We start from the raw sequence: 23,265 nt of genomic DNA, 5'->3' as shown, positions 1-23,265 counted from the left end.
CGGTCGGCCGGTCGCGGTCATCGACGTCCCGGCACCGTCCGTTCCGCAGCCCGGACCTGGAGAATCCGGCCCGCGGGAGGACCCGCCGTCGGGTCTCCCGACACCGCACTCGAGCCGTCGCGTCCGCCGGAAGGCGCCAAGCCGCCCCTGCCGCAGGAGGTGAGCCGGATGTGGCAGGTCCTCGGCGACGTGCTGCCGCTGGCGGTCGGCGTTGCGATCGCGCCCGTCCCGATCGCCGCGGTGATCCTGATGCTCCTGGCCGCCGACGCCGGCCGCACCAGCACGCGCTTCCTCGCCGGATGGGTGGTCGGCATCGCCGGGGCGAGCACGGTGGTCCTGCTCGCCGCCGGCGCCCTGGCCCCTGGCGGCAGCCGGTCCACCGCGGCGTGGATGCAGCTCGTCCTCGGCATCCTGCTGCTCGTGCTGGCCGCGATCCGATGGCGTTCCCGGCGCAGGCGACGGCAGAAGCCGCTGATGCCGAGCTGGACGGCGGCGATCGACCGGTTCGGCGCCGTCCGGACCGCCGGGATCGGCCTCGCGCTCGCCGCGGTGAACCCGAAGAACCTGCTGCTGTGCGCCGCCGCCGGCACGGCCATCGCCGGCGGCGACCTGTCCGTGGCCGGGACCATCGCGGCGTTGATCGTCTTCACCGTCGTCGCGGCCAGGACCGTTGCGGTTCCGGTGGTCACTGTCGCGCTCGGCCGCCAGCGCCTGGCCGGGCGGCTGCAGTCGTCCCGCGGCTGGCTCACCACGCACAGCGACGCGGTGCTGATCACGCTGTTGCTCGTCATCGGCGCGCTGCTGATCGTCGACGGGCTCAGCGCTGCATGAGCAGGCCCGGAGCTTCCGGCGCACAGCCGTGGTCTTCCGCGCTGAGCCGGCCCGTATGCGTCCGGGGGTCCGCCCCCGACAGGGAGCGGGGGCTCGCCCCGGCCGGGCGGGGGCCAGCGCGATGTCGTGAGGGCCCAGCTCCCGCAACCCTCGGCTCAGTGGGATGTGACGACCACAGAAGGCCCCACCATCGGAAGGCACTCCGGGGACCTGACCGGGGAGATCGTGACGAACGCCGCCGTTGCTGCTGCTGCAGGGTCACGGACGAGGGAGATCGTGTTGTCGGAGTACGTGCGCACCCCGTCAGCGCAGATCGGGGAGACCACAGGGGCTGGGGTCGTGACGTACGCGCCCGTGGCGGTCGCCGCCCCGCCGCCGCCTCCTCGACGGCGGGTGACCGGCGTGGACCTCGCCCGCGGCCTGGCGCTGTTCGGCATGATGGCCAAGCACATCTTCGACGACACCACCGACACCGGCCCCACGGCGACAGGGCTCATCGCCTCCGGCCGGTCCGCTGCCACGTTCGCCCTGGTCGCCGGGATCAGCGTCGCGTTCCTGTCCGGCGGACGGCAGATCCTCACCGGTGACCGTCGCCGGGCGGCCGCCGCCGGCCTGGTGGTCCGGGCCGCGGCGACCGGGACGATCGGGCTCCTGCTCGGGTACGCCCACTCCGGCATCGAGTTGATCCTCGCCACCTATGCCGTGCTGTTCCTGTGCTCGATCCCGCTCGTCGGGCTGCGCCCGAAGACGCTCGCCGCCCTCTCCGTCGGGTTCGCCCTCCTGGGCCCCCTCCTGCTGATGGGCGCAGCCCACATGGGGTTGCCCGACAGCAGCACCGCCGAGCCGACGTTCACCACGCTGCTGAGCCACCCGGTCGGCCTGCTGTGCCAGCTGTTCCTCACCGGCGACTACCCCGTGGTGGTCTACCTCGCCTACCTGTGCGCCGGGCTGGCCATCGGCCGGCTGGACCTGACGTCGCGGCGGCCGGCGGTCTGGCTGCTCGGCGGCGGCGTCGCCCTGGGCGTCGCGGCAACGGCCGTCTCCGACGTCCTGCTGTACCCCCTCGGCGGCCTGAACCGGCTCATGTCCCTGACCGGGCAGGACGCGGTGGCCGTGCTGTGGGAACCGCCCAACGCGCCGCCGTCGTGGTCGTCCCTGGCGCTGGCCTCCCCCCACGCGCACACGCAGCTCGACCTCATCCACTCGGCCGGTTCAGCGATGGCGGTGCTGGGAGCGTCGCTCCTGGTGACCCGGATCGCGGTCCTCCACCGGGTGCTCCGACCCGTCCGGGCGGCGGGGGCCATGACGCTCACGCTCTACAGCGCACACATCCTGGTCCTGGCCACCGGGTTGTTCGAGGACCACGAGCTGCTCCAGTACCTCGCCCTGGTGGTCGGCTCGAGGGTCTTCGCGACCCACTGGCGGCGGTGGCGGGCGCAGGGCCCGCTGGAGGAGCTCGTGGGACGAGCCGCCAACCGGGCCCGCCGAGCCCTCCTCGGCCCAGCGACCCCCATGGCCGTCCGTGGCCGGGACTGAACACTGCCCCTGTCCGGGCGACGTCCGCCCCGTCGACGCCGAGCACCTCGGGGGCCGTGGGCGTCCGGGGTGCCGGCCGCCAGAACGAAACCGCAGGTCAGGACCGGTGGGGCGGGTGGCGAGCCGAGGTCAGCCGAAGCCGGCCCTGGACTCGATGGTCGCCGTGTCGCCGGGCTGCAAGGCGACGAGCTGCTCGACGGTGAGCCTGTTCTCGATGCCCCCACGGCCTTCGCCCCTCCCGATTCCGGTCGACCCCGGAGTGGGCAGAAGCGCTCGCCCCGCGCACGGGAAGAAGCCGTGGCACGACGAAGGCACGCCCGGGTCTGGCGGCGGGGATGCGGCGGAGACTGCGACTGCGACGCCGCGGGACCTTTCGGCCCAGGCTCGTGCACAGGCGGTGGAGGCGCGCCGAGCGGTTCCAGCCTCTTGCTGGAGTCAGCCCACCCACGGGATCCCGACCGGTGAGAACGCGCAACGGTTGCTGCCAGGTCGTACGGACTCCCGGAGGAGGCACCATGTCCAGGTTCATCACCATCCGTCGCCAGACGACCGGCCCCAGCGCGACGCCGGCGAGCGTCACCGGCGCGATGGCTGTCGGCGCCCGCATCCTCGGGCCGTCAGCGATGGGGCCTCTTGCTCTCGCGGTGACCGCGGTCGGCGCGATGGCCGTCGGCCGGCTCGCGATTGCTGACGCGGTGATCCGGAGACTGCGGGCCGAGGAGATCGAGATCGGGTCGCTGAAGGTACGCGAGCTCGAGGTGGCCGGCCAGCACTGGACCGGCTCCACCATCCCGTCGGTGCCGGGGACCGATCAGCAGTCGTAGCCGCTCGGGGCGAACGTCGGCAGGCGCGGTGCTGATCATCCAGGGCGGGCCCTGCGGATCGTGGGACCAGCCCGCGATGTTGGCGCTCCGGGCCGTGGAAGACCGCCCATGAGCGGCTGCGCACGTGGACCGTCGACGGCATCGGGGGAACCGGATCCTGGCCGACCGCCTCGTCGAGGACGAGGCGGTCGGCACGGTGCGACTCCAGCTCCGTCCGTGCCCACCAGCAGGCGGCCGGAGCACGGAGAGGGGGGTGCTGCGCCGCCTGGGTCAACGAGCTCGCCGTCGCCGGCGACGCCCTCGGACGCTCCCGCGGCGGGCCGACCTCCACGCTGCACCTGGCGGTCGACGGCCCCGGCCCGCCCAGCCCATGGCCATCGCGTTCACCGCCGGCCAGACCGGCGACGATCCGCAACCGCTCCGCTGCTCCACGAGGTCTGAGTGGCCCGCAGCGGCCGGGCCGGCCACGCAAGCGCCCGGATCGGGTGGTGGCCGACAAGGCCTGCTCGCACGCCTCCACCTGGGCGGCGCTGCGCCGTCGGCACATGCCTCCTCCAGCCCCGGACGCACCGACCGGCTCGCCCACCGCAAGGCCAGAGGCCCCACCGGTGGCCGCCCACCGGCCTTCGACGTCGCGGTCTACGCCGGCCGCACCGTCATCCAGCGCCGCTTCGCTCGACCCACAGCAGTTCCGCGACCGGGCCCCCGCTACGGCCGGCCCGGTCGCCCATCTCGGACGGACCGAACCTGTATCAGAGCCCCTGGACATCGACCCACCGGCTCCGGTGCTCGCCCCGATGCAGCCGGGCCTAGCGGTAGCGCCCTGAGGGGTGGAGCGTGCCCGTCACGAGAGGAGGACGAATGCGGTACTCACGCGACCAGGCCGAGTTCGACCGTGCGATTGCCTTCATCGATGCGACGTTTGCCCTCGCGACGACGCTGCTGGTGACGTCGCTCGACATCGATGAGCGAGCATCAGCCTTCCGGGACCTCTCCTCGCTCGGCGATGCGATCGGCCCGCAGTTCATCACGTTCCTGATCGCCTTCGCTGTCATTGCCAGCTTCTGGCTCCGGCACCACCGGATGGTCGCGAGCTTCGTCGCGATCGACGTTCGAACGATCGTCGCCAACCTGTGCCTCATAGCCGGGATCGTCCTGCTGCCGTTCAGCACTGCCGCAGTCGGCGACCCCGCCGTTGAGGACCTCCCGCTTCCCACCGTCTTGATGGCGGTCAACGTCGCGGCGGTTTCGGTCCTCTACACCGTGGTGTGGATCGTCGCCGCCGGAAGTGGGCTCATCGACCCACCTCCAGACGCAGGTGGGCGGCTCGACACGGTGGTAGCCGGCCTGGCTCCGGCGGTCGTCTTCCTCGTCTCGATACCGATCGCCTATCTCGTGGCGCCGGCCATCGCCCAGCTGTTCTGGGTCGCGCTGCTCGTGGTGGACCCCGTCGTGCCCAGGTTGACGGCGCGAATGCGGCCCAAAGACAGGGCGTGAAGTCTGTGCACTCGCATGTTCCATGGCTGCAGCGGCGCCAACGGGTCATCGCTGCGCTTCCCGCCTCGGGGCCTCGGGCGCGACGCCGGCCCGTCCAGACCCCGACCCCGTGCGGCCGATTCGTCACGTCACTCCGCTCGGGGCCCCCCGCCGGCCCGGGCGCGCCCATCATGCCGTTCGCGTCCGGGGCGGCGCCCAGATGCTCAGGTGCCGTCCGGGGGCGGCGTGCCCGGGGGGAATCCCGGAACCGGGACGGGCTGGACGGGGGCAAGCGGGCCCGGTTCTGGCATGTCCAGTCCACGCAACGCCCGCGTGGGCACCACCACCAGCACGACGGCGAGCAACGTCGACGCCATGGCGAGGAACGCGCCGCGCGGCCCGAACGCCTCGACCAGTGGGCCCGCGACCAGGTATCCGGCCGGGCCCGCGGCGTAGGCCACCGACGTCATGACCCCGACAATGCGGCCGCGCAGAGGCTCGGGAGTGCGGATCTGCATCGCGGTGTTGACCAGCGGGCCAACCGGGCCGTAGAGCAGACCCACGACCGCGGCCAGCGCCACCAGCACCGGGAACGGCGGGAGCGCGGCCATCGCGAGCAGGGCCGCGCACGACCCGAGCACGGCGGTGATGAACGCCGCCCGCCGGTGCAGCCGGTGCCCGACGGTACCGAATCCGAGCGCGCCGGCGAGCCCGCCCGCGCTCATCGCCATCACGACGAGCCCGAGCCGCTCCGGCGTCCCGTCCGCGATGAACTGGGCAGGCAGGATGACGCCCTCAACCGGCAGGTACAGCGCAGCGATCGCCGCGCTGAGCAGGCCGAGCGTGCGTAGTAGCCGGTCACGCCAGACGAACCGAAGCCCCTCGCCGGTCGCCCGCCAGACACCGCGGGGCCGTCGCGATGGGCAGCCGGCGCCCGGCACCCGGACGCAGGCGACGAGCACGACGGAGACCACGAAGGCCGCGGCGCTCGCCCACAGCGTTCCGGCCGCGCCCACCGCCGCGATCAGCACCCCGCCGATCCCCGGACCGACCAGGTACGCCAGTCCGAACACTGCCTCATGCAGGCCGTTGACCCGGATCAGCTGCCACTGCGCGGCACCCGCAGCGGCCGGGAGCAGCGTCTCGCGCGCGCCCAACCCGGCGGGGTCGAACAGCGCTCCGAGCACGGCGAGTGCGACGAGGACCGGCACCGTCAGCCCGCCCGTGGCGTCGACCAGCGGGATCGCGGCCGCCGAGAGCGCGGAGGCGGCGTCGGCCAGCCAGGCGACACGACGTCGGCCGAGGGCATCCACGAGCGTGCCCGCCAGCAGGCTGCCGGCGAGCAGTGGCAGCACCGTTGCGGCGGCCACCACGCCGGTCGCGGTGGCGCTGCCCGTCCGTTCGAGGACCAGCCACGGCAGCGCGATGGTCGTGATCCCGTTGCCCGTGCTGGACAGCAGCGTGGACGCCTCGAGCAGCACGAGCGGCGTGCGCCGGGGACGGGTCACCGCACGATCATGGCCCCAGGACGGGACCGATCACGGGCTGCCCACGCGGTACAGCGAGTGGACCTCGGCGGGCGCGAGCGGGCGGATCCGGCCCGGACGCTGCCCGCCCATGCGCACCTCTTCGAAGATGGTGCGCATCAGCCGTCGCGCCGCGGGTGGCCCATCCCGTCCATCAGCCGCCGGACGACCTGCTGAGGGCGTGGACCGCAGCGACGGGGCCGCGGCGTCACCACGGCGGAGGTCATCGAGCTCGCGGAGGAGGTGTGCAGTCGCCGGCCGGACGCGCTGTCGTCATCTCGCGCTGACGTGTGATGGGGGTCCCGCTCGCGTCCGGAGATGCGGATCGCCGCAGGGGGCGCCGAGCGCAGGGACGACAAGGACGAGACCGCAGATAAGGGCCGGTGGGGCGGGTGGGGCTCGAACCCACGACCCAGGGATCATGAGTCGGGTGGCCCGCATGTCGGCAGTGGTCAGGCGTGATCGGTTGCGCCCGTTTGTACAGGTCAGGCGCCCGTCACGGTCCGCGCTCGTTCACGGCTCGCCACCGGTGAACCGCGGGTTCGTGCCCGCCCTGTGCCCACGTGAGGTGACGGGCCCCGCAGCCTCTGTCCAGCCGCCGCTCAGGCTGCGCGCGGCCGCGGCGGCCGTCGGGACCACCCCGCAGCTGCTGCAGAAGCTGATCGAGGCGGGCTACCTGCCCGACCTCACCCGCAGCAGCCTCGCGCCGCTGGTGGCCGCGCTCATCCCGGTCGTCCCGGCGGCGGGTGCGCGCACCGGCCGTGTGTCGCTGACGACCGACATGCGGTCAGGTCAGGCGCGTGGTCGGACAACCTCGGCCGGCCGATCTCGAGCCGTGGCTCGCCACCAGGTGAACTCCTCTGACGATCTGGGTTCTGAGGCGATGCCGGAAACGACGAAACGAGAGACCCAGCGGTTCGGGGTTGATTGCGCTGCGGGACGGCTGCGGCACCTTCCGGGCCGTCAGACCCCTCCAACCGAACCGAGAGCCCCGCAAGACCACGCAGACTCACCCCGACTACCTGCCCCACGCCCGTGCTGCAGCGCAGCGCGCGAAGGCCCACTGACCGGTCTCGACCTCGGTGGCCACCGAGGTCGCGCGGCTGTTCGCCGCTCTCGATCACCGCCTCCGGCAGCATGAAGACGTCGTCGCTGCCGTGGCGTAGGACGACCTTGTTCGCTGCGCCTGCTTCAACGTGCTGGCCGTCGAAGGCAACGGCGACACTCCACGGTGTCCTCCTGACCGGCGCGTTCGACTGGGATGGCCCGAACTGCCCCGTCGAGCGAGGTACCCCTCCTTGATCCGTCGGGGCCTCGCCAGCGAACCGCAGACCGCTCGGTCATGGTCTTCGGCGTGAGCACGGTCCTGCCGGCCGTCGACTCGAGGCAGCGGTGACGCTGGGCGGGGTCTGGTGGCCGGATGACAGTAGGCGGAGACTTGACCGGCAACGTCAGGGCACACCGTCGCTGGGCGGGTCGGCGGACGGAGCGGGCTTGTCAGCGGGTCGCGACGAGCGCCAGGAGGGACCGACGTGGTCGCCAAGCAGAACGAAGTCGTTGTCTCGAACGCGACGCCGGAGGTCAGCCGCCGGACGGTGCTCAGCGGTTTGGTGGTCGGAGGCGCGGCTGCGGCGTTCTACGCACACGATCTGGACGCGGCGTTGGCGCAGGACGCGACTCCCAGCGCGGGCGAGTGCGTGGCCACCGCCCCGCCCGCCCAGGATGGCGTCGGTCTCGCGTCCCTGCTCGTCGGCGGAATAGTCCGTGACATGCCGGCCGGCCCGGTCGAAGTGCGCATCGCCCGGCTCACCCTCGAGCCAGGCGCTAGCGTCCCGCCCGCGACCCTCCCGTACCCAGCGCTGATGTACATCGAGACCGGTGAATCGACGTGCCCAGGCAACCCTGGCAAGATCATGTACGGCGCGGACGGCGCGGTGCTCCACGAGACGACCGGGGAGGCGGCCAGTCACGTCTGCCCGGCCGGGACCACGTGGTACATCCCCGGTGGCATCGAGGATGCGGCGGCCAACGAGGGCGTGGGGTTGATGAGCTCGCTCCTCATCGAGCTCGTCCCGGTCGAGACCGGCGCCACCCCGACCGCCTAACCGCAGGAGCGCCGGGCGGCGGTCGCGGTCAGTCCAATAGCGTATGGGAACAACTCCGGTGACCTGCGCTTCCGTAGTGTGCGCCGCTCGACTCCACGCCCGATCTCGGAACCCCAGGCAGCTGGTCTCGGAATGCGTGTCGGCCTGACCTGGAACGCCTGAGCAACCGGGTGATCTGTCCACGGGCGAACGGGTGGATGCTGGCGATGGAGCGGACGTCCGCTCGCGGTGGCACCGCTGCGACGCTGTCCGAGGGGGCGATCGCCCAGTGGCGGCCGCGGACGGCTGATGCGCTGAGGCTTCCGGCCCTTGTGCCCAGAGCCGCGCGGCGCGACGGTTCGCACGGGATTCGCCTGGGAGGTGCGCGATGACGCTCCTACTCGAGAGGCCCGCGTTCGAGGCGCTGAGGGCCCGCATGCGTGGTGCGGTGATCGACCCCACCCATCCGGAGTACGACACCGCTCGGCGTGTCCACAACGGGATGATCGACAAGCGGCCGGCGGTCATCGCTCGCTGCACCGGTGTGGGCGACGTGATGGTGGCGCTCCAGTTCGGCATCGAGCAAGGCCTGCCCATAGCGGTGCGCGGAGGCGGCCACAACGTCGCCGGGAAAGCCGTCTGTGACGGTGGGTTGGTCATCGACCTTGCGTCGATGAAGGGCATGCGCGTGGATCCGGTACGGCGGGTCGCTCAGGCGCAGGCAGGCCTGACGTGGGGTGAGTTCGACCGGGAGACCCAGGCGTTCGGTCTGGCCACCACGGGCGGGGCGGTGTCCACCACGGGTATCGCGGGGCTCACGCTGGGCGGGGGCATCGGCTGGCTGCAGCGCAAGCACGGACTGGCATGCGACAACCTGCTGTCGGCCGACGTCGTCACCGCCGACGGGCGGTTCCTGACCGCGAGTGCGAGCGAGAACGCCGACCTGTTCTGGGGACTGCGCGGTGGGGGCGGCAACTTCGGGATCGTCACGTCGTTCGAGTACCGGCTGCACCCCGTCGGGCAGGTGGTCGCCGGTCCGGCGGTGCATCCCTTCAGCGCGGCCCGGGATGTCTGCAGGTTCTACCGCGAGTTCTCGCAGTCGGCACCGGACGACCTGTTCGTCGAGCTCGGGCTGGCGACGCTTCCCGACGGACAGCGGGCTGTACTGATCTTCGTGGTCTACGTCGGAGCGCTGGAGGCCGCGGAGGAGATCCTGCGTCCGATCCGCGAGTTCGGGGCGCCGATCGAGGTCGCCATCGAACCGATGAGCTACTGCGACGTGCAGCAGGCCTATGACGCGGACTTCCCGTTCGGCCTGCTCAACTACTGGAAGTCCAGCAACCTCGCCGAACTGAGCGACGAGGCGATCGACACGATGATCGCCTTCATGGCCGATGCGCCCTCGCCGCGGCCGATGGTGATCGTCGACCAGTTCGGCGGTGCCGTCGCCCGGGTTCCCGACGACGCCACCGCGTTCGGGCACCGCGACGCGGCCTACGACCTGATCATCGCCGCCGTCTGGTCGCGACCCGACGAGCAGGAGGCACACATCGACTGGGCTCGCAGGTTCTGGGAAGCCATGCAGCCCTACTCGACGGGAGACGTGTACGTGAACTACCTCAGCGAGGAGGGCGAGGAACGGGTCCGCGCCGCCTACGGCCATCACCTCGCGCGGCTGACTGACCTGAAGCGCCGGTACGACCCGGACAACGTGTTTCGAAACAACCAGAACATCAAGCCGTAGGACGTCACGGCCTCGCCGACAGCCACATCCGGACCCGTTGGGTCCTCCGATCGGCGTTCGACGTCCGGCGCGGCAGCGGGAGCAGTGACCGGAGGAGCGTCCACACACCACGGAGCGGGCCGGCGCTGGGGTCACCACGGAGCCCAGGCCGCGGAGGTGCCCCGGCGTCCTCGCTGTACTCGTTCCCATGTCCCGCCGGCGTGGGCGTACGGGAACAACTCGGTCGATGTGCGCCTCGCCGTGTCGCTGTGCGGCGCCGGCCCAGTACTCAGAACGCGGTTCAGTCCATCTCGGAATGCGATTCGACCCGCATGGAACGCCTCGACGGCGGCGACGGCCACCGGTCCGCCGACATCCCGTGCGCCCAGGTGGCCTACGCGCTGGTCGCGAATGGTGAGTGGTGTTCGTGGCAGAGAAGCCAGTTGCCGTCGCCGGCATCGACGAACACCAGCGTGCTGCGGATACGGCTCGACTGCTGCGGCTGGTCGGTCATCCGAGCCGACAGCACCGCGAGCATCGCCCAACCGACCGCGAAGCCGAGCAGGGCCGCCCCGGTGATCACGGGCTCGGGTCCGCCGGCGAAGACGCCCAGCGTGAGGACGGCGGCGAGGACCGCCCCGGTTCCCAGCGACCCGGCGATGATCCGGCGGATGAGGCGGCGGCGGGATCCGCGGTCGGTGGTGGACACGGCCTCGGTGGCGGTCGGTTCGGTGGTGGTCATCGTGCGGCCTCGTGTGCGGAGGGATGGCGGCTGGGCCTGAGGATGGGTGACGGGCGCGCCACTCGGACCGGCAGTTCCACCAGGTTCGTCGCCGGGGCGAAGCGCCGGCGGCTCGCCGGTGCGGCGTGCTCACCCTGGGAAGGGAGAGCCGGCCTTCATGGCCACGGCGATGGGCCCGGGGCCGACAGGTGGACAGTGGCGCAGAACGGCGGCCGATTGCGCTGCCAATGACGTCCCTCGCGCTACTGCGCGACGGTCAGGGGTGGCTGGTCCCCGTCGAGCACGAGCACCGCCAGGACGACGAGAGGGCCTGACCCGTTGTTGCCCAGCGCCTTCACCGTCCCCTGCTCGACGTGGACGAACGCGCCCGGCGCCAGCGGCACGCGGTCGGTGTGGTCCATCTCCACGAAGCCGCGGCCGGCGACGCCGAAGACCCCCCCGGCCCCCGGATGGACGTGCGCGGGCTCCACCACTCCAGGGGCCAGCTCGACCCGTGGCACGTTCAGTACCTGTCCCTGGTGCAGCTCGGCGTCCATCAGCTGCTCGATCCGCAGTCTTCCCCCGGCCAGCAGTCCCTGTACGGCGCTCAGGTCGACAGCTGAGTCGGGGGTGGTCGCGGTGGGTCGCATGACAGGCTCCCTTCTCCGAGCGGCGGCCCGGAGGACGTCGGCGCGTCGGGTCAGTGGACGCGGCGCGGCGACCGGTCGCTGGCGCGTTCCTGGGCGGCCGCATCCTCAGCCTGCGAGCGGCCGATGTCGCAACGCTGTCCATCCCCTTGCTCGACGCTGCTGTCAGCGCTGAGCGGCGAGGTCCGCTACGGAGCTGACGACGGCATCGGGTCGGGTGGCACCGGCCCGATACGCCGCATCGAAGTCGTCCGCGCCCAGCAACGCGCCCGCAGCCCGTTCCGCCCGTTCGGCGTCGGCCCGCTCGAGCCGGGCGGCGGGCCGGTGCCGCCGCCGACGCCACTCGCTGGCCGCGCCCAGGAGGCGGGCCGCGGCCTCGGCGTCCGCGCGGGCGGCAGCCACGCACGCCAGGCCCTCCAGGGCGGCGGCGTGTCCGGGCGCGATCAACCACGCCCGGCGGTGGAAGAACACGGCCGTGTCGAGGTCACCCTCGTTCTCGGCCAGGTGACCCAGACCGACCAGGGCGACGGCGGTCCACTCCGGCTCGGTCAGCCCGGACAACAGCTGCTGCCCGACCGTGAAGCGCTCCCGCGCGGCGGCCAGGTCGCCGCGCTCGCGGGCCAGCAGTCCCTCGCCCACTGCGGCGCGTGGATTGGCGTCGGCGCCGAGCCCGCGGGCGACGGCGTGGGAGTCGGCGAACAGCTGTGCGGCCCGGTCGAGGTCGCCGAGCAGCAGGGTGACGTGGCCGGCGCCGGCGAGGGCGTACTGGACGGTGTTCGCCGGGCCGACGTCGCGGACGCTGGCCAGCGCGCCCTCGTACATGTCCAGGGCCTCCTCCAGCCGGCCGGCGCGGTGCAGGGCCATGCCGAGGTGGAACTGGATGGCCGAGACCCCCCACTGGTCGCCGAGTGCCCGGAAGGCCAGCAGCGCCCGGTGACCGAGGGCGGTGGCCTCGGCCAGGTCACCCGTACCGGCGTGCAGCTCCAGCCGGACGAAGTCGGCCAGCGCCGCACACCAGGCGTCACCGGCCCGGGCGAAGTGTCGATCAGCCTGTTCCAGCAGTCCGAAGGCCCCGGTCGGGTCGTTGCTGCCGATGGCCTCGACGGCGAGCAGGGTGTCCGACAGTGCGGTACGGAGCTGCTCACCGAGTTCGGCGAACAGGGTCCGGCTGGCCGCGGCCGCGGCGGCACAGTCCGGGTTGGGATGGACGATGCAGGCCCCGGGCCGGGCGGCGACGGCCAGCGCCTGCAGCGCCCGCGCCCGGGCCGGGGACGAGCCGCCTGGGGCGGCGTCCAGCATCGCGGCGACCCGCCGACCGCCGTCCGGACGCGTGGCGAAGTACCAGTACCAGCCGAGGGAGGCGACCAGCCGCAGCCCCGCGTCGGGCTCCTCGGTGGCGTGCTCGGTGCACCAGGCCAGGGCGGCGTCGACGTCGTCGCGCTCAAGTGCCAGCCGCGGCAGCCAGCGAGCCTGTCCGTCGCCGCGCAGGTCGGCCTCGGCCTGCTCGGCCAGCCCGGTCAGGTAGCCGACGTGCGCGCGGGCGATCGCGTCCCACTCACCGGCCTCGGTGAGCCGCTCGGCGGCGTACTGCCGGATGGTCTCCAGGAGGTGGTAGCGCGGCCCGGCGGCCGGATCCGAGGTGGCGCGGTCCACCACGACCAGGGACCGGTCGACCAGTCGACCGAGCAGGTCCACGACCGTCGCCGGTTCCAGCGGCTCGCCTCCGACGACGGCCTGCATGGCCTCCAGGGTCCAGCTGCCGCGGAACACCGACAGTCGGCGCAGCAGCACCCGCTCGGGTTCGGTGAGCAGCTGGTAGCTCCAGTCCACGGTGGCCCGCAGGGTGCGCTGCCGCGCCTCCGCGGTGCGGGGGCCGGTGGTGAGCAGGGCGAAGCGGTCACCCATCCGCCGGGCCAGCTCGCCGACCGGGAGCGCAGCCACCCGTGCGGCGGCGAGTTCGATCGCCAGTGGCATCCCGTCGAGGTGACGGCAGATGTCCGCGACAGCGGCGGCGTCGGCCTCGTCGCCGATGGCGAGGTCCGGCAAGGCGGCGAGGACCCGGTCGAGGAAGAGCTGGGCCGCGGCGCTGGCCGTCAGCTCTGCCGCAGAGGCGGTCGCCGCGGGGACCGGCAGCGGGTCGACGGCGTACTGCACCTCGCCGCGGGCGGCGAGCGGTTCGCGGCTGGTGGCCAGCAGCCGCACGTCGGGGCAGGACTCCAGGATCCGCTCGGCGAGCACTGCGCAGGCGTCGGCGAGGTGCTCGCAGTTGTCCAGCACCAGCAGCACCGCACGGTCGCGCAGGTGACCGAGCAGCTGGTCCTCTGCCGTCGCCGTCGCCACGTCGCGGACGTCCAGCGCGGCGAGCGCAGCCGACGGCACCTGCGCCGGGTCGGTCACGCCGGCCAGCCGGACGAGCCCGACCCCGTGGCGGAAGCGCTCCGCGGCGGCGCGGGCGACCTCCAGGGCGAGGCTGGTCTTCCCGACGCCGCCAGGACCGGTCACGGTGACCAGCCGCGCCGCCTGCAGCAGCCCGCCCACCCGCTGCAGGTCGGTCTCGCGTCCGAGGAACGACGTCAACCGCACCGGCAGTCGATGCCGGGCCGGCTCCGGGCTGGGGATGGCCGCCGTGTGGACGGGGACGGTCCGCGCGGGCGCCTGCAGGTCGGGTCGCTGCTGGAGGATCGCCTCCTGCAGGACGCGCAGCTCGGCGCCGGGCTCCAAGCCGAGTTCGGCGTCGAGGACGTCGCGGGCCCGCTGGTAGGCGGCGAGCGCGTCGGCCTGTCGTCCGGCTCGGTAGAGCGCCAGCATGAGGCGGGCGTGCAGCCGCTCGCGCAGCGGATGGGCGGCGCTGAGCTCCTCCAGGTCACCGAGCACCTCGGTGTGCCGGCCGGCCGCGAGCTCCAGGTCGATCAGCTCCTCCCGGGCCGCCAGCCGCAGCTCGCTCAGCCGGGCCGCCGCCGGGCCGGCCCACGCGGCGTCGGCGAACTCGGCCAGCGCCTGACCGTGCCACTCCCGCAGCGCCTCCCGGTACCGCTCGGCGGCGTCGGCCGGATCGGCGTCGGTGGTGGCGCGGGCGGCCGCCACCCGGTCGGTGAAGCGCAGGGCGTCGACCCGGTCGCGGGCGATGTCGAGCAGGTAGCCGGGTGGGCGGGTGGCCACCACGGTGCTCGGCGCGCCGGCCGCGGTCAGCGCGCGGCGGAGCTTGGACACCCGCACCTGCAGCGCGTTCGCCGGGTTGGCCGGCAGTGTCTCGTCCCACAGGGCGTCGACGAGGGCCGGGACGGAGACCACCCGCCCGGCCGAGAGCGCCAGCAGCGCCAGCAGCTCCCGCTCACCACCACCGGGCAGCGATCGTCGCTGCCCGTCGACGACCACCTCGACCGGCCCCAGGACGCGGATCTCCATGCGACGCCCTCCTGGAACGGGTCCGTCTGCCGAGGCGCCGATTCTGGCCCTCCCACCGAAGCCGAGACAACGAGCCATCGGCCGGCTCGGCGCGGTCAGCGAACCGACAGCGGACGGACAGCGCACGCCGCCACCGTGGAGCCATCCCACTCGTCGAAGGAGACGCCATGATCACCGTCCGCGTGCCGGCGATGACCGCACGGCCGGACGTCCGCGCGATCAGCGCCTCGATCAGCGACGTCCCCGGCGTGCAGACCCTCCAGGCCGACCTGGCCACCCGCACCGTGCAGGTGACCGGCCCCGCCGATCCCGCCGCGATCACCGCGGCCGTCACCGCCGCCGGTTTCGCCGTCGCCCCGGCCACCGACCCGCCCGCCGACGGCACCCCGCTGCCCGGCACCATCCGAACAGGAGGACGTCCCGTGGACACCTTCTTCTCCACCGACACCACCGGCCTGCCCGAGGCCACGAGCCCGCAGGTTCGGGATCTCGCCGACGGCGACACGCTCGAGCTCCGCCTCGGCCCGATCGCCGAGCAGCTGGCCGGGACCACGGTGCGGATGCTCGCCTACAACGGCTCGGTCCCCGGGCCGACGCTGCGGGTGCGGCAGGGCTCGCAGATCGTCGTGCACGTCACCAACGACACCGATCTGGAGACGACCGTGCACTGGCACGGGCTCCGGCTGGACAACAGCCAGGACGGGGTGCCAGGGACGACACAGGCGCCGATCCCGCCCGGCGGTGAGTTCACCTACCGTCTGCCCCTCGTCGACGCCGGGCTGTTCTGGTACCACCCGCACGTCCGCGAGGACTACACGCAGGAGATGGGCCTCTACGGCACCATCCTGGTCGACCCGGCCGAGCCGGACCACTGGCCTCCCGCCCACCGCGACGTCGTGCTCACCCTCGACGACGTGCTGCTCGGGGACGACGCAATCGCGCCGTTCAGCCGCAGCGAGACGGACTACGCGGCGATGGGCCGCTACGGCAACGTGCTGCTCGTCGGCGGCGAGACGGACCTGGCGCTGACCGCGCACGCCGGTGAGGTGCTGCGGTTGTGGCTGGTCAACACCGCCAACAGCCGCGTGTTCCGGGTGGCCCTGCCCGGGGCGCGGATGAAGCTCATCGGCGGCGACAACGGCCGGGTCGAGCACGAGCAGTTCATCGGCGACGTGGTGCTCGCCCCCTCCGAACGCGCGGTGGTCGACGTGCTCATCTACCGGCCGGGCCGGTACACCCTCGAGCACCGCACACCCGACCGCACCTATCCGCTGGCCGCGATCACCGTCACCGAGCAGGCCGCGGAGCCGCCGCTGCGGCAGGCGTTCGAGCGGCTCGGAGCCGCCCCGGAGCTCGCCGCAGAACGACGACAGTTGGGCCGGTGGCTGGCCGCGCCGCCGGACAAGGTCCTCGCCATCGTCGCCGCGATGGACACGGGCCACGGCATGGACATGGGCGACCCCATGAACATGGGCCACGACCACGACATGGGTGTCGGCCACGAGATGCCGGTGAGCCATGACATGTCGGGCGTGCAGGACGGCGCCGGCGACCGGATCGAGTGGGAAGACCACATGGTCGAGATGAACCGCGCCATGACCTCCGCCAACATGCGCTGGCAGCTGCTGGACCGCACCGGCGGCCAGAACTCACCCCCGGCCGACTGGCGGTTCACCGTCGGGCAGCGGGTCAAGCTCCGGGTGGTCAACGAGACGGACTCCGACCACCCGATGCACCACCCGCTCCACATCCACGGCGCCGGCCGCTTCCTCGTGCTCGCGCGGGACGGGGCCCCCGAGCCCAACCTGGTGTGGAAGGACACCGTGCTCATCCTCACCGGGCAGACCGTCGACCTGCTCTTGGACGTCACCCACGAAGGCACGTGGATGGCCCACTGCCACATCGCCGAGCACCTGCACAGCGGGATGGTGTTCAGCTTCACCGTCACCCGAGGGGCGACGTCGTGACCGCCCGGGCCCGGCGCCGGGAGAGGCAGCTGCTGGCCTTCCCGGTGTACCCCGGTGTGACGCCGCTGGACGTGGTCGGACCGCTCACCGTGCTGCGCAACCTGACCGGCACCGCCTACCGCACCGTCGTCGTCGGCGAGCGCACCGACCGGCTGCCCACCGACACCGCCCTCCAGGTCGTCCCGGCCGCGACGTTCGCCGAGGTGCCCGCGCCCTACGCGGTGATCATCGCTGGCGGCGGCCCGGCCACGGTCGCGGCGATGGCCGACGAGGCGCTGCTCGGCTACGTCCGCTCCGCGGCGGAGAAAGCGCAGATCGTGGGCGCCACCGGCAACGGCGCCCTGATCCTCGCCGCCGCCGGCCTGGTCACCGGCCGCCGCGTGGCGGCCCACTGGGCCTACGCCGACGAGCTCAGGCGCTTCGACGTCACCTGGGCGCGGGAGCGCTGGGTGGAGGACGGCCGGTTCCTCACTGCCGCCGGCGGTGGGGCCGGCATCGACATGATGCTGGCCCTGCTGGCCCGGCTGAAGAGCCGCTCGGCCGCTGCCTTGGCGCAGCTGTTCATGGAGTACGACCCCGAGCCGCCGCTCGGCCCCCTCGGCCCGGACCGCGGCGATCCCGGGCTGGCCGCGATGCTGCGCACCCCGCGCGCCGCCCACACCGACGTTCCGGCAGAGGAGAGGTGAGCGCCATGACCGTCCCCGACACCGACGGGAAGACCATCGCCGTCGTGCTCTACCCCGGGTTGACCGCCCTGGACCTGGTCGGCCCGCTGCAGGTGCTCACCGAGCTGCAGCGCTTCGCCCCGCGGTACCGCGTCGTGGTCGTCGGCGCGCACACCGGGCCGATGGCCACCGACCTCCCGCTCCAGTTGGTCGCCGACCGCACCTTCGCCGAGGTCCCGCACCCGGACGTGCTCGTCGTCCCCGGCGGACGGATCGGCACCATCCGCGCGATGAGCGACCCCGGGGTGCGCGCCTACGTGCGCAGCGCCGCTGCCTCCGCCGACGTCGTCGGCTCGGTCTGCACCGGCTCGCTCATCCTCGGCGCCGTCGGCCTGCTCCAGGGCCGTCAGGCCACCACCAACTGGTTCTTCGCCGGCGTGCTGCAATCGCTGGGGGCCACGTATCACCGGCGGCGGTGGATCGAGGACGGCGACGTCACCATGTCCGCCGGGGTGTCCGCCGGCATCGACTGGGCGCTGCACCTGGTCGCCCAGCTGACCGACGAGCCCACCGCCCGGCGGGTGCAGCTGGCGCTCGACTACGACCCGCAGCCGCCGTTCGACGGCATCGACTGGGCGCACATCCCGCCGCTGCCGCGCGCCATGCGCGGCGCGATCGGCCTGCTGGCGCCGGTGATCGCCGCGAAGCCCAAGCGGCTCACCCGGGCCGGCGCCTGACACGGGTGGCGCAAGCGGGTGGACAGCGCCACGACAGTCCGCCCGGCGACTGTGGGGACATCCCACCACTGGCCTCGGCCGGAGAGAAGGCACCGATGACTCTCACCGACACCGCCCCCCGCCCCGCGACGACGTCGCCCGCCGGTCGGGCCGACCAGCCGGCCGCACCCGCCACCGGTCTTCCGCCCGCGCTCGGCGGCATCCGCGGTCTCATCGACGGTGGCCTGCCCCCGCTGGTCTTCGTCGCCGTCAACGCCGTCGCCGGCGCGCAGACCAACCGGCCGACGGCCCTTGCCGCGGCGATCGGCGCGGCCGCCGCGACCGGCCTGGGGATCGTCGCGCTGCGGCTGATCCGCAAGGAGTCACTGCGGCAGGCCATCGCCGGCCTGGCCGGCCTCACCATCGCCGTGCTCTTCGCCGCCACTTCTGGCGAGGCGCGCGGGTTCTTCCTTCCCGGCATCCTGGTCGACGCGGCCTACGGGCTCGTCTTCGCCGGCTCCGCCCTGATCGGTTATCCGCTGGTGGGCACGATCCACGGCCTGCTCTACCGGCGACGCGACTGGCGCGACGACGAGCGCCTGCGCCGGATGTTCGTCCTGGCGACCTTCGGCTGGTCGGCGGTGTTCGGCGTCCGCGCCGGCGTGCAGGCGTTCCTGTACCGCGAGGACCTCCCCGGTCTGCTGGCCGTCGGCAAGCTGCTGCTCGGCTGGCCGCTCACCCTCGCCGCCGTCGCGCTCACCCTCGCCGCGGTCCGCCGCGCCACCCGTCGCTCCGTGGCCGCAGCCGGGTGAACGGCTGCACCAGGGACGGCGGCGACCCAGAGGCAGCTCCTCGCCTGGCTCTGACCGTCGGAGCTCCGTGGGCTGCCCGAATCGGTGGACTCGTCGAGGCCCTGGGCCACATCGGTCCAGGGCCTCGACACGTACCTGCTCACGCCGAGAGGAGCTTGCCGACCCGGGGTGCACGACCCGGCACAGGCACGGGGTGCTCGGCCAACCGCGGTCAGCCCAGTCGGAGAGCGCCACCACAGGCCGATCGCTTGCGGAATGTACCGCCAGGGGGTATCAGTGGTACCCGGTACCAGTAGGGGGTACCCGTGAGAGGAGAGGTGTCGTGACGAGCACCGAGTACACCGTCCGAGGGATGACCTGTGGGCACTGCGCCGGCGCGGTGACCGAGGAGGTCACCAAGATCCCGGGCGTCACCGACGTGGACGTCGACGTGGCCGGCGGCCGCGTCACCGTCCGCAGCGCTGGTCCCGTGTCCGACGCGGCGGTGGCTGCCGCTGTGGACGAGGCGGGCTACGAGGTCGTCGCCGGCTGACCGGCATCCCCGGCGGGGCGCCGCTCCGCCCGGCGCCCCGCCTCCCCATCCGTCCACCTCACGAGGAGACCGACAGACATGGCCGGCTACAGCCACGACAAGGAAGAGCACCTCAAGCGGCTGCGCCGCATCGAGGGCCAGATCCGCGGCCTGCAGCGCATGGTCGAGGACGACAAGTACTGCATCGACATCCTGACCCAGGTGTCGGCGGCGACCCGCGCCCTGCAGTCGTTCTCCCTCGGCCTGCTCGACGAGCACCTGGCCGGCTGCGTGGTCGACGCCGCGCAGAAGGGCGGCCCGGAGGCCGACGCGAAGGTCCGTGAGGCCTCCGAGGCGATCGCCCGCCTCGTCCGCTCCTGACCCGGAGGACCTGCGATGAACACCCCCGCCAAGCTCGGCGCCTACACACTCGGGCTGGCGGCCGTCTTCGGTGCGGCCACCGGCCTCGGTTCGGTGGTCGGTCCTGTCGGCGCGGCCGCCGACGACACGGCCGGCCACGACACCGCTCCCCACGGCGAGACGCTCGCGGAGTCCCCGCTGGACACCAGCGGACAGGCCTCCGCCGCCGGCACCCGCCTGCCCGGCGGCCTGCAGGTCTCCGAGAACGGCTACACCCTCGACGCCGCCGGTTCCGTGCCGGCCGGCGCGGCCACCCCGGTGTCCTTCCGGGTCCTCGGCCCCGACGGGCAGCCCGTGACCGCCTACGACACCGCCCACGACGAGGACCTGCACCTCATTGCGGTGCGCCGGGACCTGACCGGCTTCCAGCACGTGCACCCGGAGCTGTCCGCCGACGGCACCTGGTCGATCCCGTTGGACCTGACCGCCGGCACCTGGCGGCTGTTCGCCGACTTCGACCCCGCCGGTGAGGACCCCGCGGTCGTCCTGGGCACCGACGTCGCCGTCGCCGGCGACCACGTCCCGCAGCCGCTCCCCGAGCCGTCGACCACGGCCGAGGTCGACGGGTACACCGTCACCCTCGACGGGCAGCTGGTCCCTGGTCAGGAGTCGGAGCTGACCCTGTCGGTCAGCCGGGACGGGCAGCCGGTCACCGACCTGCAGCCCTACCTGGCGGCCTACGGGCACCTGGTCGCCCTCCGCGACGGTGACCTGGCCTACCTCCACGTGCACCCGGCCGGCGAGCCCGGCGACGGCACCACCGCACCCGGCCCGGACATCACCTTCTCCGCCACCGCCCCCTCGGGCGGGGACTACCGGCTGTTCCTGGACTTCCAGCACGGCGACGTGGTGCGCACGGCCGAGTTCACCGTCCGCGCGGGGGAGACCACCGCGGATACCGGCGCCGGCGGCACGGTGACTCCGGGCCCGGCCGACGGCGGCGGCCACGTCGACGACGGCCACAGCCACGGCTGAGGCGACGCACTCCCGACCCCATCCCGAGCAGCCTCGAAGGAAGAAGACGATGAGCTCCGCGACTGAGCGCACGATCCCACCGGCCGCGGCCGGGGACAGCCAGGTCGAGCTGGCGATCGGGGGGATGACCTGCGCCTCGTGCGCCGCGCGCATCGAGAAGAAGCTGAACGAGCTCGACGGCGTCACCGCCACGGTCAACTACGCCACCGAGAAGGCGAAGGTCAGCTTCACCGGCAGCGTGACCCCCGAGGATCTGGTCGCGACCGTCGAGCACACTGGCTACACCGCGCACTTGCCCGAGCCCCCGAAGGCCGACGCCGAGGAAGGGCGGCCGGTGACGGAGGCCGACGACCACGTCCGCGGCCTGCGCCAGCGGCTGCTCGTCTCCGCGGTTCTCACCGTCCCGGTCGTGGCGATGGCGATGATCCCCGCGCTGCAGTTCGCCTACTGGCAGTGGTTGTCGCTCACTCTGGCCGCGCCGGTGGTCGTCTGGGGCGCGTGGCCGTTCCACAAGGCTGCGTGGACCAACCTGCGCCACGGCGCGTCCACGATGGACACGCTCATCTCGATGGGCACCATCGCCGCGCTGGCCTGGTCGCTGTACGCGTTGTTCCTCGGCACCGCCGGCGAGCCGGGCATGACCCACCCGTTCGAGCTGACCATCGCCCGTACCGACGGCTCGGGGAACATCTACCTCGAGGCCGCCGCCGGGGTGACCACCTTCATCCTCGCCGGGCGCTACTTCGAGGCCCGCTCCAAGCGCCGCGCCGGCGCCGCTCTGCGTTCGCTGCTCGAGCTGGGCGCGAAGGAGGTCTCGGTGCTGCGCGGCGGGCACGAGCAGCGCATCCCGGTTGATCAGTTGGCCGTCGGTGACCTGTTCGTCGTGCGCCCCGGCGAGAAGGTCGCCACCGACGGCGTGATCGCCGAGGGCTCCTCGGCGGTGGACGCCTCGATGCTCACCGGCGAGTCCGTGCCGGTCGAGGTCGGCCCCGGCGACGCCGTCGTCGGCGCCACCGTCAACGCCGGCGGCCGGCTCGTCGTCCGCGCCACCCGCATCGGCGCCGACACCCAGCTGGCGCAGATGGCCCGGCTGGTCGAGGACGCCCAGAACGGCAAGGCCGAGGTGCAGCGCCTGGCCGACCGCGTCTCGGGCATCTTCGTCCCGATCGTCATCGCCCTGGCCGTGGGCACCCTCGGCTTCTGGCTGGGCACCGGCGGCGGGCTGGCCGCCGCCTTCACCGCCGCGGTCGCCGTGCTGATCATCGCCTGCCCCTGCGCGCTGGGCCTGGCCACCCCGACGGCGTTGATGGTCGGCACCGGCCGCGGCGCCCAGCTCGGCATCCTGATCAAGGGCCCCGAGGTGCTGGAGAACACCCGTCGGGTCGACACCGTCGTGCTGGACAAGACCGGCACCGTCACCACCGGCCGGATGACCCTGCTCGACGTCGTCGCCCCCGGCGAGGACCGCAAGCGGGTGCTGCGCCTGGCCGGCGCGCTGGAGGACGCCTCCGAGCACCCGATCGCCCGGGCCATCGCGAAGGGCGCCACGGACCAGGTCGGCACCCTGCCGCCGGTCGAGGGCTTCGCCAACGTCGAGGGCCTCGGCGTGCAGGGCGTCGTCGACGGGCACGCGGTGCTCGTGGGCCGCACCCGGCTCCTCGAGGGCTGGTCGGTGCGCCTCAGCCCCGAGCTGGAGCGGGCGAAGGCGGCGGCCGAGGCCGAGGGCAAGACCGCGGTCGCGGTCGGCTGGGACGGCGCCGCCCGCGGCGTCCTGGTGGTCGCCGACGCCATCAAGGAGACCTCCGCCGAGGCCATCGGCCAGCTGCGGGGCCTGGGCCTGACACCGGTGCTGCTGACCGGCGACAACGCCACCGTCGCCCGCTCGGTGGCCACCCAGGTGGGCATCGACGAGGTCATCCCGGAGGTGCTGCCCGCCGACAAGGTCGACGTCGTCCAGCGGCTGCAGGGCGAGGACAAGGTCGTGGCGATGGTCGGCGACGGCGTGAACGACGCCGCCGCACTCGCCCAGGCCGATCTCGGCCTGGCGATGGGCACCGGCACCGACGTGGCCATCGAGGCCAGCGACCTCACCCTGGTGCGCGGTGACCTGCGCGCCGCCGCGGATGCCATCCGGCTGTCCCGCAGGACGCTGGGGACCATCAAGGGCAACCTGTTCTGGGCCTTCGCCTACAACGTCGCCGCCCTGCCGCTGGCCGCCGCCGGCCTGCTCAACCCGATGCTGGCCGGGGCCGCGATGGCGTTCTCCTCGGTGTTCGTCGTCTCCAACAGCCTGCGACTGCGGCGCTTCCGCAGCGCCAACGGCCCGGCGCCGGCCGCCGAGCGCCCCGGCGGCGCTGACGCCGTCAGCTCGCCCCCGGCGACCGCCGTGGCGCGGTGACCACCGGCACCGACAGCGATCCCACACA

General features: G+C 73.2%; 18 protein-coding genes. 14 read left to right on the top strand and 4 right to left on the bottom strand.

The features are described 5' to 3' along the window. The first annotated feature begins 168 nt into the window (after nucleotides 1-168). The 4 genes from ACI782_RS21590 (at nucleotide 169) to ACI782_RS21575 (ending at nucleotide 4,688) form a co-directional block, all read left to right on the top strand. Nucleotides 169-831 (top strand): GAP family protein, encoded by a 663-nt coding sequence (locus ACI782_RS21590; protein WP_456912150.1) that lies wholly within the window; start codon nucleotides 169-171, stop codon nucleotides 829-831. 339 nt (nucleotides 832-1,170) lie between these two features. Further along, a complete protein-coding gene (locus tag ACI782_RS21585; protein ID WP_456912149.1) occupies nucleotides 1,171-2,367 on the top strand; it encodes a heparan-alpha-glucosaminide N-acetyltransferase domain-containing protein in 1,197 nt (398 codons plus the stop codon). Between the two features lie 515 nt (nucleotides 2,368-2,882). Further along, a complete protein-coding gene (locus ACI782_RS21580; protein ID WP_456912148.1) occupies nucleotides 2,883-3,191 on the top strand; it encodes a hypothetical protein in 309 nt (102 codons plus the stop codon). Nucleotides 3,192-4,052: 861 nt separating this feature from the next. Then, nucleotides 4,053-4,688, top strand: coding sequence for a TMEM175 family protein (locus ACI782_RS21575; RefSeq protein WP_456912147.1), 636 nt, complete (start codon nucleotides 4,053-4,055; stop codon nucleotides 4,686-4,688). Nucleotides 4,689-4,891: 203 nt separating this feature from the next. On the opposite strand, the gene ACI782_RS21570 is transcribed toward ACI782_RS21575, so the two are convergent. Continuing rightward, a complete protein-coding gene (locus tag ACI782_RS21570) occupies nucleotides 4,892-6,175 on the bottom strand; it encodes an MFS transporter (RefSeq protein ID WP_456912146.1) in 1,284 nt (427 codons plus the stop codon). Between the two features lie 1,550 nt (nucleotides 6,176-7,725). Between ACI782_RS21570 and ACI782_RS21565 the strand changes: the two genes are divergently transcribed. Further along, on the top strand, nucleotides 7,726-8,298 hold the full coding sequence (locus ACI782_RS21565; protein ID WP_456912145.1) for a hypothetical protein: 573 nt from the start codon (nucleotides 7,726-7,728) through the stop codon (nucleotides 8,296-8,298). A gap of 367 nt (nucleotides 8,299-8,665) precedes the next feature. Next, entirely contained in the window at nucleotides 8,666-10,021 is a 1,356-nt protein-coding gene (locus ACI782_RS21560; RefSeq protein ID WP_456912144.1) for an FAD-binding oxidoreductase, read from the top strand. 373 nt (nucleotides 10,022-10,394) lie between these two features. Here the strand turns inward: ACI782_RS21560 and ACI782_RS21555 are convergent, their stop codons facing one another. The 3 genes from ACI782_RS21555 to ACI782_RS21545 all read right to left on the bottom strand — a co-directional run bounded on the left by ACI782_RS21555 (nucleotide 10,395) and on the right by ACI782_RS21545 (nucleotide 14,773). After that, a complete protein-coding gene (locus tag ACI782_RS21555; RefSeq protein WP_456912143.1) occupies nucleotides 10,395-10,742 on the bottom strand; it encodes a hypothetical protein in 348 nt (115 codons plus the stop codon). A gap of 242 nt (nucleotides 10,743-10,984) precedes the next feature. Then, nucleotides 10,985-11,371 carry a cupin domain-containing protein gene (locus ACI782_RS21550; protein ID WP_456912142.1) on the bottom strand — a complete coding sequence of 129 codons (387 nt, stop codon included), beginning with the start codon at nucleotides 11,369-11,371 and terminating at the stop codon, nucleotides 10,985-10,987. Between the two features lie 162 nt (nucleotides 11,372-11,533). After that, nucleotides 11,534-14,773: a BTAD domain-containing putative transcriptional regulator gene (locus ACI782_RS21545; RefSeq protein ID WP_456912141.1), complete on the bottom strand. Its 3,240-nt coding sequence runs from the start codon at nucleotides 14,771-14,773 to the stop codon at nucleotides 11,534-11,536. A 167-nt stretch (nucleotides 14,774-14,940) separates the two neighbouring features. On the opposite strand from ACI782_RS21545, the gene ACI782_RS21540 reads away from it, so the two are divergent. The 8 genes from ACI782_RS21540 to ACI782_RS21505 all read left to right on the top strand — a co-directional run bounded on the left by ACI782_RS21540 (nucleotide 14,941) and on the right by ACI782_RS21505 (nucleotide 23,237). Then, nucleotides 14,941-16,740 carry a multicopper oxidase domain-containing protein gene (locus tag ACI782_RS21540; protein WP_456912140.1) on the top strand — a complete coding sequence of 600 codons (1,800 nt, stop codon included), beginning with the start codon at nucleotides 14,941-14,943 and terminating at the stop codon, nucleotides 16,738-16,740. Then, nucleotides 16,737-17,426: a DJ-1/PfpI family protein gene (locus tag ACI782_RS21535; protein ID WP_456912139.1), complete on the top strand. Its 690-nt coding sequence runs from the start codon at nucleotides 16,737-16,739 to the stop codon at nucleotides 17,424-17,426. The genes ACI782_RS21540 and ACI782_RS21535 overlap by 4 nt, the downstream gene beginning before the upstream one ends. Nucleotides 17,427-17,431: 5 nt before the next feature. Further along, nucleotides 17,432-18,142, top strand: coding sequence for a DJ-1/PfpI family protein (locus tag ACI782_RS21530; RefSeq protein WP_456912138.1), 711 nt, complete (start codon nucleotides 17,432-17,434; stop codon nucleotides 18,140-18,142). Between the two features lie 95 nt (nucleotides 18,143-18,237). After that, nucleotides 18,238-18,933, top strand: coding sequence for a DUF3159 domain-containing protein (locus tag ACI782_RS21525; RefSeq protein WP_456912137.1), 696 nt, complete (start codon nucleotides 18,238-18,240; stop codon nucleotides 18,931-18,933). Nucleotides 18,934-19,255: 322 nt separating this feature from the next. After that, the gene (locus ACI782_RS21520) at nucleotides 19,256-19,465 is read left to right on the top strand and encodes a heavy-metal-associated domain-containing protein (RefSeq protein WP_456912136.1); all 210 of its coding nucleotides are present in this window, start codon (nucleotides 19,256-19,258) and stop codon (nucleotides 19,463-19,465) included. Nucleotides 19,466-19,543: 78 nt separating this feature from the next. Continuing rightward, complete coding sequence (locus ACI782_RS21515; RefSeq protein ID WP_456912135.1) at nucleotides 19,544-19,825, top strand: metal-sensitive transcriptional regulator; 282 nt, start codon at nucleotides 19,544-19,546, stop codon at nucleotides 19,823-19,825. Between the two features lie 15 nt (nucleotides 19,826-19,840). Next, complete coding sequence (locus tag ACI782_RS21510; protein ID WP_456912134.1) at nucleotides 19,841-20,839, top strand: hypothetical protein; 999 nt, start codon at nucleotides 19,841-19,843, stop codon at nucleotides 20,837-20,839. A gap of 49 nt (nucleotides 20,840-20,888) precedes the next feature. Then, on the top strand, nucleotides 20,889-23,237 hold the full coding sequence (locus ACI782_RS21505; RefSeq protein WP_456912133.1) for a heavy metal translocating P-type ATPase: 2,349 nt from the start codon (nucleotides 20,889-20,891) through the stop codon (nucleotides 23,235-23,237). Nucleotides 23,238-23,265 lie beyond the last annotated feature (28 nt).

It is taken from the genome of Geodermatophilus sp. SYSU D00703 (genome assembly GCF_054050155.1).
Note: the sequence above shows the minus strand (reverse complement) of the source record. Positions and strands in the feature narration are given on the sequence as shown.

Excerpts from the sequence above, each read along its gene's own strand:
- ACI782_RS21590 (WP_456912150.1), top strand. The coding sequence starts at position 169 with ATGTGGCAGGTCCTCGGCGACGTGCTGCCGCTGGCGGTCGGCGTTGCG.
- ACI782_RS21580 (WP_456912148.1), top strand. The coding sequence starts at position 2,883 with ATGTCCAGGTTCATCACCATCCGTCGCCAGACGACCGGCCCCAGCGCG.
- ACI782_RS21575 (WP_456912147.1), top strand. The coding sequence starts at position 4,053 with ATGCGGTACTCACGCGACCAGGCCGAGTTCGACCGTGCGATTGCCTTC.
- ACI782_RS21560 (WP_456912144.1), top strand. The coding sequence starts at position 8,666 with ATGACGCTCCTACTCGAGAGGCCCGCGTTCGAGGCGCTGAGGGCCCGC.
- ACI782_RS21555 (WP_456912143.1), bottom strand. The coding sequence starts at position 10,742 with ATGACCACCACCGAACCGACCGCCACCGAGGCCGTGTCCACCACCGAC.
- ACI782_RS21550 (WP_456912142.1), bottom strand. The coding sequence starts at position 11,371 with ATGCGACCCACCGCGACCACCCCCGACTCAGCTGTCGACCTGAGCGCC.
- ACI782_RS21545 (WP_456912141.1), bottom strand. The coding sequence starts at position 14,773 with ATGGAGATCCGCGTCCTGGGGCCGGTCGAGGTGGTCGTCGACGGGCAG.
- ACI782_RS21540 (WP_456912140.1), top strand. The coding sequence starts at position 14,941 with ATGATCACCGTCCGCGTGCCGGCGATGACCGCACGGCCGGACGTCCGC.
- ACI782_RS21530 (WP_456912138.1), top strand. The coding sequence starts at position 17,432 with ATGACCGTCCCCGACACCGACGGGAAGACCATCGCCGTCGTGCTCTAC.
- ACI782_RS21525 (WP_456912137.1), top strand. The coding sequence starts at position 18,238 with ATGACTCTCACCGACACCGCCCCCCGCCCCGCGACGACGTCGCCCGCC.
- ACI782_RS21515 (WP_456912135.1), top strand. The coding sequence starts at position 19,544 with ATGGCCGGCTACAGCCACGACAAGGAAGAGCACCTCAAGCGGCTGCGC.
- ACI782_RS21510 (WP_456912134.1), top strand. The coding sequence starts at position 19,841 with ATGAACACCCCCGCCAAGCTCGGCGCCTACACACTCGGGCTGGCGGCC.
- ACI782_RS21505 (WP_456912133.1), top strand. The coding sequence starts at position 20,889 with ATGAGCTCCGCGACTGAGCGCACGATCCCACCGGCCGCGGCCGGGGAC.